Here is a 12,957-nt window from a genome sequence, read left to right as displayed (position 1 = left end):
TCGAAGGGGCCGTCGTTCCTCCCGGGACGGCGGCCCCTTCGACGTGCTCACCGGCTCACGCCACCGCGAGCCGGGGGACGGGCTCGGCGGCAGCCGGCCACCCGGCGCGAGCGGCGGCGCCCGGCGTCACTTCGAGTGCTTGTGGTTCGTCCCGGGGTAGACGGCGTCCACCTCGACCTCGACGAGCCAGCCGTTGACCGGCAGGTTCTCGATCTCGAGCGCGAACCGCGAGGGACGCGCCTCGTTGACGACCATCGGCTTGGTCGTCACGGAGCCGAGCTGGACGTCGAGCGTCGCGCCCGTCGCGAGGTTCGTGTTGGCGAAGAACTGCCGGTACGCCCGGTTCCACCCGGCGAAGTCCATCTTCGCCTCGCCCTCGGGGTTCTGGAGGAAGACCCGCATCGAGACGACGTCCTCGTAGGACAGCCCGGCCTTCGTGAGGTTCTCACCGATGCGCATGAGGGCGTTGATGCCCTGGGCCTCGGTGAGGGTGACCCCGGCCGGCAGCTGGCCTCCCGGGAAGACGTCGGTCGGGATGTACCGGGCCTCGGCCGACACGCCGGGGGCCGTGTTCATCGCCGACGGACCGAGTCCCGAGGACTTGTACCAGGAGACGTTCTTGCCGATCGCGACGCCGTCGGCGATCGAGGCCGTGTCACCCGTGATGAACGAGACGGCCTCGGTCGGCGCGGGCTCGAAGAGCTTGCCCTTCGCGTAGGCGGTGCCCGGGACGGCGACGGCTGCGGTCACGACGACCGCGGCGATGATCTTGACGCTGTTCTTCATGAGGACCTCCAGTGGCGGTGCAGCGCGCGGGGCGCCTGGCACGTGTCGGTCCGGTGGGTACCGGATGGCGAGGACCGTAGTGAGGTGCCGTTTCGGCGCGATGAACGCCGAGGTTCGGGCTGAAGTCGGGCCGATGCCTCGTATCGCCGGATCCGCCTGCAGAGGGCATCCGACAGGAACCTCGCGAAACAGACTTGTTACCCCCCGCAACTGTCAGGAAACGCCGAGGAACCGTCCAGGGAACCTGAGGCGCCTAGCGTCACGCACGGTGCTGGCGGCGGCACCCGGCGCTCGCGGCCGTGGACCCCCGTCCGTCAGACCGACAGATGAGAGGTAGGGCATCGTGGTCTCAGAAAACGGCTCCTCCGGCGTCTCGCGCCGCAACTTCCTCCAGGCAGTCGGCGTGGGCTCCAGCGCCGGTGTCATGTTCGCGACGATGGGCGCCGTCGGGCTCGCCCCGACGGCCGCGGCGCAGCCGCGGAACGAGTCCTGGACGCCCCCGAGGGGCAGCGACTTCTCGCTGACCGGGCGCTCCGCCAAGAAGGTCGTGGTCGTCGGTGCGGGGCCCGCCGGGCTCGCGTCGGCGTACGAGCTGCAGAAGGCCGGATACCGGGTGACGGTGCTCGAGGCCCGTCACCGTGCGGGCGGCCGGACGCTGACCATACGCAACGGCGACTCCGAGACGGACATCAACGGCGTCAAGCAGACCGCCCGGTTCTCCGACGGCACGTACATGAACGCGGGCGCCGGTCGCATCGCTCAGTGGATGGTGACCATGGACTACCTGCGCGAGCTGGGTGTGCCGTACGAGGTCTTCACCAACGCCAACGCCGACGCCTACCTCTACAACGAGCGCTCGGGCGCGACCCCGGGCAACCCGGTCCGGTACCGCACGGCCAAGGCCGACGTGTTCGGCTACACCTCGGAGCTGCTCAGCATGGCGGCCGACCAGGGTGCGCTCGACCAGAAGCTGACCGCTGCGGACAAGGAGAACCTGCGGTCCTTCCTGCGCAGCTGGGGGTCGCTGACGGCCGACGGGAAGTACCAGGGCGGGAGCAACCGCGGGTACTCGGTCTACCCGACGGCGTGGAACGAGCACGGCACGCCGCTGCCCGGACCGGGCACGGTCTCGGAGGTGCTCGCCTCGAAGGTGGGGCAGTACTTCCCGTTCGAGATCAACTGGGAGCAGTCGATGCTCATGTTCCAGCCCAAGGGCGGCATGGACACGACCTACGAGTACTTCGTGCGCGCCATCGGCAAGCAGAACGTGCTCTTCAACTCACCGGTCACCGGGGTCGAGAACACGAGCCGCGGGGTCAAGGTCACCTACACGGCGGCGAACGGCAAGGCCCGCCAGATCGACGCCGACTTCGCGATCGTGTCCGCCCCGGCAGGGCTCATGCGTCGCTGGAGCACCAACTGGGGCCCGGACATCGACGCGGCGCTGGGCGAGTTCGCGGTCGGCTCACCCGCGGGCAAGATCGGCCTGCAGTACCGGTCGCGCTTCTGGGAGGACGACCACCGCATCTACGGCGGCATCACCGAGACCGACATGGACCTGGCCCACATCTGGTACCCGTCCTACGGGTACGGGGAGCGCAAGGGGCTCGTCGTCGGCTACTACAACACGGGGGCCAACGCGCGGGCCTACGCGGACATGGCGCCCAAGCAGCGCGAGCTGCGCGCGGTCGAGCAGGGCGTCAAGATCCACGGCGAGAAGTACCGGACCGAGCTCGAGAGCTCGTTCTCGATCGCGTGGCACAAGGTGCCGTACATCGAGGGCGCCTGGGCGTACCCGAACACCGAGTCCGCGCGCTTCAAGCAGCTCCAGCAGGGCGCGGGCAACGTCTACTTCGCGGGGGACTGGATGTCCGAGATCTCCGCCTGGCAGCACGGTGCGTTCTGGTCGGCGCGGTACGCCGTGCAGAACCTCCACCAGCGCGTCATGTCGAGCTGACGCGGTGAAGGGGTCCGGGGTCCTCGGCTCGCCCGAGGGCCCCGGACCGCGGCTCGCCGCCCGAGGCAGGCTCGTCAGCCCTGGGTACGGGCTCCGAGCCCGTGCGCCGGGATCGCCGGAATCTTGTCCGACCTGGCGCTCTCACCCGTCGGCGGGCAGGAGAGGTGGGTGCTCCAGGACGCGTGGGCGGTACTCGACGATGTGGATCCCGGTGTCGAAGGTGCGGTGGTCGATCATCTCGAGGGCGACGTCTGGATAGCCGTCGTAGATCCGCTCGGCTCCGGTCGCACCGGTGATCACGGGGAACATCCCGACCCGGAACCGGTCGACGAGCCCCGCCCGCAGCAGCGTCCGCGCCACGCTGAGGCTGCCGATCGTGCTCAGGAGCCCGTTCTCGTCGGCCTTCATGGCGCGGACGGTCTCCACCGCGTCGCCGCGCACCAGCGTGGAGCTGGCCCACGTCAACGGTTCGGTGAGCGTGCTGGAGAAGACCACCTTCCGCGCCGCCGTGAGCTCGTCGACCGACGCCTCCTCGTCTGCGGTGAACTCGCCGGTCCCCGCTGGCATCTGCCCGCCCGCGAAGCCCGACATCAGCCGGTAGGTGTTCGCGCCCATGAGGTACGTGACCTCGGGCTGCTCCTCGAGCCACGCGAGGTACTCAGGGCCCTCGAGCCCCCAGAACCCGGGCCAGCCCTCGCCCGACGCGTAGCCGTCGAGCGAGGTGATGAAGTCCACGAGCAGCTCAGCCATCGGTCCGTCCCCGTCCTCGGTGCTCCCGTGCAGTGATGCCGCTCGACGGCGGCCTGGTCTCACTCGTGAGACGGCTGCGCGACCGAGAACTCATCGGTCGGTCGGAGGTGCACGTGCGCCGGGCGCTCACGGACGGTCCGACGACCGCCGTCAGGGTGAGCGGGAACGGGACCGCTCAGAGCGTCGACGCCTCGAGCGCGTTGCAGTCCTGGAACGACCCGCCGTCGTAGCCCGTCATGAACCAGCGCTGGCGCTGCTCGCTCGATCCGTGCGTCCACGCCTCGGGGTTCACCGAGCCGGTCGCGGACTCCTGGATGCGGTCGTCGCCCACGGCCGAGGCTGCGGAGAGGGCATCCTTCAGCTCGTCCGGGGTGATCTCCTGGAGGAACGGCACCCCGCGGTCTGGGTCGATCGTCGTGGCCGCGTTCCCCGCCCACATGCCCGCGAGGCAGTCGGCCATGAGCTCGATGCGCACCGAGTCGGAATCGGGTCCGGTGCCCGAGCGGTCCGCGGACGACATGGCCCCCGAGAGCTGCTCGATGTGGTGACCGAACTCGTGCGCCACGACGTACTCCTCGGCTAAGCTCCCGCCCGAGGAGCCGAAGCGGTCGCGCAGCTCGTCGAAGAAGGACACGTCGATGTACACGGTCTGGTCCGGCGGGCAGTAGAACGGCCCGACCGCACTGGTCGCCGCGCCGCACGCGGTCTGCGTCGAGCCCGGAAAGCTCACGACGTCAGGGACGACGTAGGCCACCCCGACCTGCGTGGGCAGCGCCTCGGCCCAGTAGGCGTCGAGGGACTGTGCGGTCGCGGACAGCCGGCACTCGCGCTCGGTGTTGGCCTGCTCGACCGTGCACTCCTCCACGAACTGCTGCTGCCCCGTGTCCTCGGTGCTGGTCGACTGGACCTGCTCGCCCACGGCCCCGAGCACGCTGCCCAGGTCGCCGCCGTTGAGCAGGGCGACCACGACCGCCACGAGCACGGCCGCGATGCCGCCGCCCGCGATCGCAGGACCCTTGCCACGGCCGCCCTTGCGGACACGGCCGCCCTCGAAAGAACCACCCTCGTTGAACGTCACAGGTCAACGCTACCCGTCGCCGCAGGTCACGGCGCCCTGCGGGCGCTGTCCGGTCGGCGATGCCCCGGTGTGGCTCGCCGTGCGCGGGAGCCGTCGGCGGGGGGCCGCCCTTCGCTGCCCGACGGCGCAGCCCGCGGCGCGCTCTCGCCGCGCCCGGGCGCGGCTCGTCCTGGGAGGGGAGCGACGTCGTCGGGCAGGGAAGGTGGCCGCCGAGAACGAGGTTGCGGTCGTTTCAGGGCTCAGAACGAACGCAACCTCGTTCTCGGCACCCGCGACCCGACCAGGAACAGAGCAGTACGGCCCCCGCGGCGGTCCGGTCCGCACGCGGCCCACCCACTGTGACGGACCAGCCCGCGAAATCCCGTTCCGTCCGCAGCCGCGCGGCACTAGAATCGGTGGCGTTTGTGTCTCGCACACGGCGCGGTCCCGCGCCGGGCAAGACTCCTGGACACCCCACGACCCCGCCGGAGGAACTCTCTGTGATCACTGCCCATGCCGTCGAGCTGCGCGTCGGCGCCCGCGTCCTGCTGGACGAGGCGTCCTTCCGCATCGCTGCCGGAGACCGGATCGGTCTGGTGGGTCGCAACGGAGCGGGCAAGACCACCCTGACGAAGACCCTCGCGGGGGAGACCCAGCCCACGGCCGGGCAGATCGTGCGCACGGGCGAGGTCGGCTACCTGCCGCAGGACCCCCGTACGGGCGACCTCGACGTGATCGCGATGGACCGCGTGCTCTCGGCGCGCGGGCTCGACGTCCTCGTGCGCAAGATGCGCGAGACGGAGGGCGAGATGGCGAGCGCCGACGCGGACACGCACCTGGCCGCGATGGACCGCTACCCCAAGCTCGAGGAGCGCTTCACGGCCGCTGGCGGGTACGCCGCGGAGAGCGAGGCGCAGCGCATCACCTCGAACCTGGGCCTCGACGAGCGCATCCTCGCGCAGCCGCTCAACACGCTCTCGGGTGGTCAGCGCCGCCGCATCGAGCTCGCACGCATCCTGTTCTCGGGCGTCGAGACGCTCCTGCTCGACGAGCCGACGAACCACCTCGACGCCGACTCGATCCTGTGGCTGCGCGACTACCTGAAGAACTACTCGGGCGGGTTCGTGGTCATCAGCCACGACGTCGAGCTGCTCTCGGCGACCGTCAACAAGGTCTTCTACCTCGACGCGAACCGCGGCGTCCTGGACCAGTACAACCTGGGCTACAAGGCGTACCTCGAGCAGCGCGAGACCGACGAGCGTCGGCGTCGCCGCGAGCGCGCCAACGCCGAGAAGAAGGCCGGCACGCTGCTCGCGCAGGCCGAGAAGATGCGCGCCAAGGCGACCAAGGCCGTGGCCGCGCAGAACATGATCAAGCGCGCCGAGCGCATGCTCTCGGGCCTCGAGGGCGAGCGCGTGAGCGACAAGGTCGCCAAGCTGCGCTTCCCGACCCCCGCCCCGTGCGGGCGCACCCCGATCACGGCCGAGGGGCTGTCCAAGTCCTACGGGTCGCAGGAGATCTTCGCGGGCGTCGACCTGGCGATCGACCGTGGCAGCCGGGTCGTGGTGCTCGGGCTCAACGGTGCCGGCAAGACGACGCTGCTGCGCATCCTGGCGGGCGTCGAGAAGGCCGACACGGGTGAGGTCATCGCGGGGCACGGGCTCAAGCTGGGCTACTACGCCCAGGAGCACGACACCCTGGACATGGACGTGACCGTCGTCGAGAACCTGCGCCACGCGGCGCCGGACCTCACGGACACGCAGGTGCGCTCGGTCCTCGGCTCGTTCCTGTTCTCGGGCGACGACGCCAACAAGCCCACGCACGTGCTGTCGGGTGGGGAGAAGACGCGCCTCGCGCTCGCGACCATCGTCGTGTCGGGTGCGAACGTGCTGCTCCTCGACGAGCCCACCAACAACCTGGACCCGGCCTCGCGGGCGGAGATCCTCGACGCGCTCAAGAACTACGAGGGGGCCGTGGTCATGGTCACCCACGACGACGGCGCGGTCGAGGCGCTCTCTCCCGAGCGCGTCCTGCTGCTGCCCGACGGCGACGAGGACCTGTGGAACGACTCCTACGCCGAGCTCATCTCGCTGGCCTGATCGACCGGTAGCCACCGGTACCTGCAGCGACACGCCCGCCTGCTCCGAGGAGCAGGCGGGCCGTTCGTCGTTCCCGGCGGGCGGGTCGGTGCGGCGGACGCTGCGGGTGTGGTGCGGCGGTCAGGTCCGTGCGTCGTCGTGCGCGGAGGGCTCGTGCGCGGCCGCCTGGGCGTCGAGGAGGGCGTCCTCCTCCTCCTCGGCGGTCGGCCCGCGCCGACGCCGGGGAGCGGGCTCCCCGGGGGTCCGGCCCGCGGCGCGCTGCTCGCCGAGCAGGTCTCCCGCGGTCACGGTCTCGCGCTTCTCGCGGCGGATCAGGATGAGGAAGCCGCCGATCGCGCCCGCCGCGAACACGAACCACTGGAACGTGTAGGACAGGTGCGAGCCGGGATCGGTGTCCGGGACGGCCAGGGCCCGCAGCGAGGCCGCGGGGGCCGGGTCCTCGGCACGGAGCGAGCCGTACGCGCCGACGGTCATCCCGTCGGCCCACGCGCCGCCGTCGGGCCCCTCGGCGAGCACCTGGGCCGTGTTGATGGCCTGGACCTGCCCGTCGGGTGCGTCGCGGCTCGACGCGGGCTCGTCGGCGCGCAGGCTCACGGTCACCTCGACGCGGCCCGACGGCGGAGCGGCCACCTCGTCGGGTGCGCTCGCGTCGGCGCCCAGCGGGACGAAGCCGCGGTCCACGACCATGACGACCGGCTCGCTGCCGTCGGTGGGCTCGGTGACGAACGGGACCAGGACGTGGAACCCGGCCTTGCTGCCGACCGGACGGTTGCGCAGCAGGACGCTCGCCTCGGGGACGTAGCTGCCCTCGAGCGTGACCTGCTGCCACACCCGCTGCGGGTCCAGCTCGGCGCCCGGCCCCGGCAGGACGTCAGCGAGCGGGACCGGCGTCGCGTCGTAGTTGGACTCGATGATCTCGATCTGGGCCGATCGCGACTCGTACCGGTGCCACTGCCAGCGGCCCGCGAGCACGCAGAGCGCCGCCACGAGCAGGACGCCGAGCGCGAGCGTGATCCACTGGCGGACCGTCCGGGGCTCGGCCTTGGCGTCGCGCGCGACGTCCCGGGCGAGCTCGGCCGCGTCGGGGGTGCGGGCCCGCGGTCCCGAGGTCTCAGGGGGCTTCGGCGGCTCAGGGGTCACCGGGGCGTCCGGGAACTCGGGGGAGGGAGGCGTCACAGCTCGGGCCGACGTTCCAGGTCGGCGACCGGCACGGTCTGCTTCCAGAAGTCCCGGGCGCCCAGGAACGTCTCGAGGTGCTCGCGGTGGTCGTCGCACGCGAGCCACACCTTGCGACGCTCGGGGGTGTGGAGCTTGGGGTTGTTCCACAGCAGGCCCCACGCCGCCTCGGCGCGGCAGCCCTTGGCGCTGCACAACAGCTCACCCTCGTCGACGGGGTCGGCGAGGTGGAGGAGGTCAACCATCGTGCGGCTCCTGCTGGGTGGGTCGGTCGGTGGGTCGGTCAGTGGCGGGGCCGGCGGCGGACCGGTCGGAAGGCTCGCCGGTCGACGGCGGGACGGGGGCGTCCGGGGCGGCGGGGGAGTCGGGGTCCTCACGGCGGACCCGGCCCTCGTCGTCGAGCTCGACGACGCGCCCGAGGCTCGGGTGGTCGGGGGCGGCCTCCACCTGGAGGCGCTCCATGGGCGAGACGTCGTAGGTCCGCTGGTCCCGCCCGGCGTTGACGAGCAGCACCGCGACGTACGGGAGGACGATCGCGGCCCCGATCAGGACGAACGAGAACCACCCGTGGACGATCACGGCCGCGAGGAAGCACACGAGCCGGATCCCCATCTGGATGAGGTAGCGCTTGGTGCGCCGGGCCTGGTCCTGCGCGAGCGACTCCGGTGCGTCCGAGATGCTCGGCACCTTGTTGTTGCTGCTCACCCCTCCATCCTACGTTTGTCGGAACCCGACAAAGGACCCCGGTCGCCTGTGATGGTCCCTGCGCGCACGCCGTCGGGCGCTCGCGGTACGGTCGTTGCGGCGACGTGCCGGACGAGCGGGGGAATCCCCGCCGCGGACGACGCCTCCCAGGCCACCCGAACGAGGAGATGTCGTGTCCGAAGCCCCCGCTTCCCCCAGCCCGCGCACCGTGGTCGTCACGGGCGCCAACCGGGGCATCGGCCGCTCGATCGCCGAGCGGTTCGTCGCCAACGGTGACCGTGTCGCGACGATCTACCGCAGCGGCGACCTGCCCGAGGGCGTGTTCGGCGTCGTGGGCGACATCACCGACACCGAGGCCGTCGACGCGGCCTTCACGACGATCGAGGCCGAGCTCGGCCCGGTCGAGGTCCTCGTCGCGAACGCGGGCGTGACCCGTGACCAGCTCCTCATGCGCATGACCGACGACGAGTTCGAGTCCGTCATCGACGTCAACCTCACGGGGACCTTCCGCTGCGTGCGCCGCGTCTCCAAGGGCATGATCCGCCTGCGGCGCGGCCGCATCGTGCTCATCTCCTCGGTCGTGGGCCTGTACGGCGGCCCCGGGCAGGTCAACTACTCGGCCTCGAAGGCCGCGCTGGTCGGCATGGCCCGCTCGATCACGCGCGAGCTCGGTGGTCGCGGCATCACGGCCAACGTCGTCGCCCCGGGCTTCATCGAGACGGCCATGACCGCCGAGCTGCCCGAGGAGCGCCAGAAGCAGTACAAGGCGAACATCCCCGCAGGACGCTTCGCCCAGGCCGACGAGGTCGCGGGTGTCGTGCAGTTCCTCGCGTCCCCCGACGCGGGCTACATCAGCGGCGCCGTGATCCCGGTCGACGGCGGCCTCGGCATGGGGCACTGACCACCACCTGACGTCGTCGGGGAGCACGCGTGCTCCCCGACACACCGCACGACCCCCGAGAACTACCCCGGGCAGGTCGTCCATGAGTACGCTCAAGCAGCGCACGACGAAAGAACGGAAGAAGAATCTGATGGGTCTGCTCGAAGGCAAGAAGCTCCTGATCACCGGCGTCCTCACCGACTCCTCGATCGCGTTCCACGCGGCCCGGCTCGCGCAGGAGGAGGGGGCCACGGTCGTGCTCTCCTCGTTCGGTCGCCAGATGAAGCTCACGCAGGCGTTCGCCAAGCGTCTGCCGGTCGAGGCGCCCGTCGTCCAGCTCGACGTGACGAACGAGGAGGACCTGGCAGGCCTGGCCGACGCGGTCCGCGAGCACGTGGACACGCTCGACGGCGTCGTGCACTCGATCGGTTTCGCCCCCCAGAGTGTCATGGGCGGCAACTTCCTCTCCGCGACCTGGGAGGACGTCGCGACCGCGCTGCAGGTCTCGACCTTCTCCTACAAGTCCCTCGCCGTGGCCGCCAAGCCGCTCATGACCAACGGTGGTGCCGTCGTCGGGCTCACGTTCGACGCGCAGTTCGCGTGGCCCGTGTACGACTGGATGGGCGTCGCGAAGGCCGGGCTCGAGTCGGCGAACCGCTACCTCGCGCGCGACCTCGGCCCGGAGGGGATCCGCACCAACCTCGTCTCCGCGGGCCCCATCCGCACCACCGCGGCGAAGTCGATCCCCGGGTTCGAGCAGATGGAGGACGGCTGGCCCACGCGCGCACCGCTCGGCTGGGACCAGCTGACCGCGGAGCCCGCTGCACGCGCGGTCGTCGCGCTGCTGTCAGACTGGTTCCCGGCGACCACGGGGGAGATCGTGCACGTCGACGGCGGCGTGCACGCCATGGGGCTGTGACGAGAGGGGCGAACGTGCGAGACGGCAGATCGTCGGTGGCGTCCGACGCCGCCGGTTCCGGGGCGGCGGGCGGTACGCACCGCCTGGTGCTGCTCCGGCACGCCAAGGCGGAGCCTGCCGGCGGAGTCGACGACGTCCTGCGCCCGCTGGCGCTCAACGGCCGGCGTCAGGCCGGCCGGGTCGGTGCCGCGCTGGCGCACTCCGCGCTCGTCCCCGAGCTCGTCCTGTGCTCTTCTGCCCTGCGCACGCGCCAGACGTGGGACCTCCTCGCGGCGCACCTGGGTGACGTCGCCCCGGAGGTCGTGGTGACGGACACCCTGTACGCCGCGGGCGTGCGGGACGTGCTGGACATGGTCCGAGGGGCCGACTCCCGGGTGCGCACGCTCCTGGTGGTCGGTCACGAGCCGACCATGGCAGCGACCGCGGCGCACCTGGCCGGCCCCGGCTCGGACTCGGGCGCGCTCGCCCAGGTCCGGGTGGGGGTCCCCACGGCGACGTACAGCGTCCTGGAGTCCTCGACCCCGTGGGGCGAGTGGGACGGCGCGGTCGCGAACCTGTCGTACGTCGGGCGTCCCTCGAGCTGAAGGCGCGCACCGCGCGAAGCACGAAGCCCCTTCCACCCGATCGACGGGAGGAAGGGGCTTCGTCGTACCTGCGCGCGGTCCGGGGTGATCCTCAGGCGGTCCGGCGCGATGCGTCGATGATCTCCAGCACCGCGTCGAGGCGCGGACCCGGGACGGAGAAGGGTGCCTGGGCGACCACGACGGGCTTGGCCGCGAACGCGATCCCGATCCCGGCCGCGCCGATCATGTCGAGGTCGTTCGCGCCGTCGCCGATCGCGACGGTGTCCGCCATGTCCACGCCCTCGCTGGCGGCGAGCTCGCGCAGCGTGACCTCCTTGGTCGCGCGGTCGATCACGGGGCCGGTCGTCCTGCCCGTGAGCAGGCCGTCCACGACCTCGAGCCGGTTCGCCCGGAAGTGCGTGATCCCGAGGCTCGCGGCCAGCGGGGCGACGATCTCCTCGAAGCCCCCGGAGACCAGGGCCACGGTCCAGCCCCGGCCCTGGAGCTCGGCGACCAGCTCGCGGGCGCCGGGCGTGAGCGTGACCCGTTCGAGCACGTCCTCGAACGCGCTGACCGGGACCCCGGCCAGCGTCGCGACCCGCTCGCGCAGGGACTCGCCGAAGTCGATCTCGCCGCGCATGGCGCGCTCGGTGACCTCGGTGACGAGCTCGCGGGTCCCGGCGTGGTCCGCCAGGAGCTCGATGACCTCCTGCGTGATGAGGGTCGAGTCGACGTCCATGACCACCAGCCGGCGGGTCGAGACGTCAGGACGGGCGGCAGTGCTATTCAACGATGGTTCCCTTGGGGACGACGGTGATGCCCGACTCGGTGACGGTGAACCCACGGGCGCGGTCCTGTGCCGGGTCGAGCCCGATGCGGGCGCGCTCGGTGACGATCACGTTCTTGTCGAGGATCGCGCGGTGGACCTGGGCGTGCCGCTCGACCTGGACCCCGTCCATGAGGACGGAGTCGGACACCGACGACCAGGAGTGCAGGTAGACGCCGGGGGACAGGACCGAGCCCACCACGGTGGCTCCGGAGATGATGACGCCGGGGGAGACGAGCGAGTCCGCGGCGTGACCCAGGCGGCCCTGCCCCGAGTGGACGAACTTCGCGGGCGGCAGGCCCACGTACCCGGTGTGCAGCGGCCACTCGTCGTTGTAGAGGTTGAAGACCGGCGTGATCGAGATGAGGTCCTTGTTCGCGTCGTAGTACGCGTCGAGCGTCCCGACGTCGCGCCAGTAGTCGCGGTCGCGGTCCGTGGAGCCCGGGACGTCGTTCCGGATGAAGTCGTAGACACCGGCCGTGCCGCGCGCGACGAAGGCCGGGACGATGTCTCCGCCCATGTCGTGGCGCGAGTCCGGGTCGGTCGCGTCCGCCGTGACGGCCGCGACGAGCGCGTCGGCGTTGATGACGTAGTTGCCCATGGACGCCAGGACCTCGAGCGGCGAGTCCGCGAGCCCGACCGGGTCGGTCGGCTTCTCGAGGAACGCGCGGATCTTGGTGGGGTCCTCGGGGTCCGTGTCGATGACCCCGAACTGGTCGGCCATCGAGATGGGCTGGCGGATGCCCGCGACGGTCAGCTCGGCCCCCGACGCGATGTGGGCGTCGACCATCTGGGAGAAGTCCATGCGGTACACGTGGTCCGCACCGACGACCACGACGATGTCGGGGCGCTCGTCCTCGATGATGTTCAGGCACTGGTAGATCGCGTCGGCGCTGCCGAGGTACCAGTGCTTGCCCACCCGCTGCTGCGCCGGCACCGGCGCGACGAAGTTCCCGAGCAACGACGACATGCGCCACGTCTTGGTGATGTGGCGGTCGAGGCTGTGGGACTTGTACTGCGTCAGCACGACGATGTGCAGGTAGTGCGAGTTCACCAGGTTCGACAGCGCGAAGTCGACCAGGCGGTAGATACCGCCGAACGGGACGGCCGGCTTGGCGCGGTGGGCGGTGAGCGGCATGAGCCGGTTGCCCTCGCCACCGGCGAGGACGATTGCGAGGACACGTGGGGCGGCCATGGGCAGAACCTTATGGCCTCGGCCGGTGTTCGTGGGGACCGAAC

At 71.2% G+C, this 12,957-nt stretch carries 13 protein-coding genes; 5 read left to right on the top strand and 8 right to left on the bottom strand.

All coding sequences use genetic code 11. The annotated features are described in order from the left end of the window. Window positions 1–126: 126 nt before the first annotated feature. The gene (locus ASE15_RS18620) at window positions 127–786 is read right to left on the bottom strand and encodes a Rid family hydrolase (RefSeq protein WP_056647164.1); all 660 of its coding nucleotides are present in this window, start codon (window positions 784–786) and stop codon (window positions 127–129) included. A 343-nt stretch (window positions 787–1,129) separates the two neighbouring features. Here ASE15_RS18620 and ASE15_RS18615 point away from each other — a divergent pair, with 343 nt between their 5' ends. Further along, the gene (locus ASE15_RS18615) at window positions 1,130–2,743 is read left to right on the top strand and encodes an FAD-dependent oxidoreductase (RefSeq protein WP_056647161.1); all 1,614 of its coding nucleotides are present in this window, start codon (window positions 1,130–1,132) and stop codon (window positions 2,741–2,743) included. A gap of 141 nt (window positions 2,744–2,884) precedes the next feature. Here the strand turns inward: ASE15_RS18615 and ASE15_RS18610 are convergent, their stop codons facing one another. Further along, complete coding sequence (locus tag ASE15_RS18610; RefSeq protein ID WP_056764998.1) at window positions 2,885–3,493, bottom strand: dihydrofolate reductase family protein; 609 nt, start codon at window positions 3,491–3,493, stop codon at window positions 2,885–2,887. Window positions 3,494–3,668: 175 nt separating this feature from the next. Further along, a complete protein-coding gene (locus ASE15_RS18605) occupies window positions 3,669–4,571 on the bottom strand; it encodes a neutral zinc metallopeptidase (RefSeq protein WP_056764994.1) in 903 nt (300 codons plus the stop codon). Between the two features lie 479 nt (window positions 4,572–5,050). On the opposite strand from ASE15_RS18605, the gene ASE15_RS18600 reads away from it, so the two are divergent. Continuing rightward, a complete protein-coding gene (locus ASE15_RS18600) occupies window positions 5,051–6,649 on the top strand; it encodes an ABC-F family ATP-binding cassette domain-containing protein (RefSeq protein WP_056647151.1) in 1,599 nt (532 codons plus the stop codon). Between the two features lie 120 nt (window positions 6,650–6,769). Here ASE15_RS18600 and ASE15_RS18595 read toward each other — a convergent pair whose 3' ends face one another. The 3 genes from ASE15_RS18595 to ASE15_RS21700 are packed head-to-tail and all read right to left on the bottom strand — an operon-like array spanning window position 6,770 to window position 8,530. After that, window positions 6,770–7,825, bottom strand: coding sequence for an SURF1 family protein (locus ASE15_RS18595; protein WP_235534557.1), 1,056 nt, complete (start codon window positions 7,823–7,825; stop codon window positions 6,770–6,772). Further along, on the bottom strand, window positions 7,822–8,070 hold the full coding sequence (locus tag ASE15_RS18590; RefSeq protein WP_056647148.1) for a hypothetical protein: 249 nt from the start codon (window positions 8,068–8,070) through the stop codon (window positions 7,822–7,824). Before ASE15_RS18590 ends, ASE15_RS18595 begins: the two co-directional genes overlap by 4 nt. Then, window positions 8,063–8,530, bottom strand: coding sequence for a DUF3099 domain-containing protein (locus ASE15_RS21700; RefSeq protein WP_255354363.1), 468 nt, complete (start codon window positions 8,528–8,530; stop codon window positions 8,063–8,065). The genes ASE15_RS18590 and ASE15_RS21700 overlap by 8 nt, the downstream gene beginning before the upstream one ends. A gap of 172 nt (window positions 8,531–8,702) precedes the next feature. Between ASE15_RS21700 and ASE15_RS18580 the strand changes: the two genes are divergently transcribed. The 3 genes from ASE15_RS18580 (at window position 8,703) to ASE15_RS18570 (ending at window position 10,913) form a co-directional block, all read left to right on the top strand. Beyond that, window positions 8,703–9,431 carry a beta-ketoacyl-ACP reductase gene (locus tag ASE15_RS18580; RefSeq protein WP_056764991.1) on the top strand — a complete coding sequence of 243 codons (729 nt, stop codon included), beginning with the start codon at window positions 8,703–8,705 and terminating at the stop codon, window positions 9,429–9,431. 130 nt (window positions 9,432–9,561) lie between these two features. Further along, entirely contained in the window at window positions 9,562–10,329 is a 768-nt protein-coding gene (gene fabI / locus ASE15_RS18575) for an enoyl-ACP reductase FabI (protein ID WP_056647143.1), read from the top strand. A 14-nt stretch (window positions 10,330–10,343) separates the two neighbouring features. Continuing rightward, a complete protein-coding gene (locus ASE15_RS18570) occupies window positions 10,344–10,913 on the top strand; it encodes a histidine phosphatase family protein (protein WP_322788294.1) in 570 nt (189 codons plus the stop codon). 91 nt (window positions 10,914–11,004) lie between these two features. Here the strand turns inward: ASE15_RS18570 and serB are convergent, their stop codons facing one another. Continuing rightward, window positions 11,005–11,682, bottom strand: a complete 678-nt coding sequence (gene serB / locus ASE15_RS18565; protein ID WP_255354362.1) for a phosphoserine phosphatase SerB — start codon at window positions 11,680–11,682, stop codon at window positions 11,005–11,007. Further along, entirely contained in the window at window positions 11,675–12,913 is a 1,239-nt protein-coding gene (locus tag ASE15_RS18560; protein WP_056647129.1) for a glucose-1-phosphate adenylyltransferase, read from the bottom strand. Before ASE15_RS18560 ends, serB begins: the two co-directional genes overlap by 8 nt. Window positions 12,914–12,957: the final 44 nt, after the last annotated feature.

Source organism: Oerskovia sp. Root22, assembly GCF_001429135.1.
Lineage (GTDB): Bacteria > Actinomycetota > Actinomycetes > Actinomycetales > Cellulomonadaceae > Oerskovia > Oerskovia enterophila.
Note: the sequence above shows the minus strand (reverse complement) of the source record. Positions and strands in the feature narration are given on the sequence as shown.